This window comes from Agrobacterium sp. AGB01 (genome assembly GCF_014851585.1).
Classification (GTDB): Bacteria; Pseudomonadota; Alphaproteobacteria; order Rhizobiales; family Rhizobiaceae; genus Agrobacterium.
Genome location: NZ_JACVAB010000014.1, coordinates 1 through 1376 on the forward strand (window position 1 = coordinate 1; position 1376 = coordinate 1376).

At 57.7% G+C, this 1376-nt stretch carries 1 pseudogene; it reads right to left on the minus strand.

Annotated features, from left to right (window positions below):
* A pseudogene (locus IB237_RS26145) lies at nt 1-1228 on the minus strand (hypothetical protein); the annotation flags it as partial.
* Nucleotides 1229-1376: the final 148 nt, after the last annotated feature.

Consider the following 1376-nt stretch of genomic DNA (forward strand, 5'->3'; position numbering starts at 1 on the left):
GCTCGCCATGCGCACCGTTGAGAACAGTGCCCGCAAAGTTAAGACCGACATTGGCTGTTGGTTTGGCGGCAAGTGAACCGGCAAACTCGTTCATGTCGATGATGCCCGAACCGGTTGAGGCAACACGTGCAAGAAAAACCGTCGCGTTTTCTGTCGTTCCGACAATGACAGAGCCATCGGCGCTTATGTCGCTCGCTATTTGCGTGAAGTTGCTAGTCACGGTCACGCCGTTGTTACGCAGCCAATCCTCAACAGAGATCATGCCGGTGGCATCTGTCCAGCGGAAAGCGCGGGGCATGGCGTTGCTTCCAGAGGAGTATCCAACGACCACGGACCCATCAGCGCTGACAGCCTGCCCATTGGAGTAATTGCCGCTATCCAAAGTGCCCAGGCTGACCATGCCGGTCGCCTGCGTCCAGCGGAAGGCGCGTGATTCATTACCAACGCTGCCGTCTTGTGCCTGCCCGACAACAACGGCCCCATCTGCATTAACCGCAAAAGCGTAAGAACGAGGACCGCCATTCAAGACGCCCAGGCTGACCATGCCTGTGTCTGACGTCCAGCGGAAGGCACGGTCGCCATTGCCTGCATTTCCATCACGCGAGTAGCCAATGATCGTGGCCCCATCGGCGCTGACCCCGTAAGCTTCAGAATAGCCACCACCATTTAAGGTGCCCAAGCTTACCATGCCGGTTGCCTGCGTCCAACGGAAGGCGTGGGCATCGCTACCCGCAATGCCACCATTAGAATGACCGACAATCACGGCCCCGTCGGCGCTGACATCAGATGCCGCGGAATGCGTGCCACCGCTCCAAACACCGAGGCTGACCATGCCGGTCGCCTGCGTCCAGCGGTAGGCGCGGAATACATTACCAACGCTGCCGTCTTGTGCCTGCCCGACAATAACGGAACCATTTGCATTAACCCCAAAAGCGTAGGAGTAAATACCGCCATTCAAGACACCAAGGCTGACCATGCCTGTGTCTGACGTCCAGCGAAAGGCGCGGTCGTCATAACCCACACTGCCATCAATGCCATAACCGATGACCACCAAACCATCGGCGCTGACGCCACTAGCACCGGCATAGTTACCGCCATTGAGACGTCCCAGGTCGTGATAGCCGTTTGCTTGCTGCGCCATGACATTGTGTGCGGAACATAATCCCAATGCCAGAACCGAACATGCAACCGCAGTAGAACCGAGATGTGCAGGGCTACGCTTTGCCATTAAGGGTTTTGCTTCCATCAAAACTTGACCTTCCATCCGGAGCGAACCCAGACGGTTGGGTCGTCGCCTTGGGTTGTCACGTTGACGTTGAGCGAGGCCGTGCCGCCAGCAACATCGACTTCCGCACCCAGACCACCGCGCAGCCAGA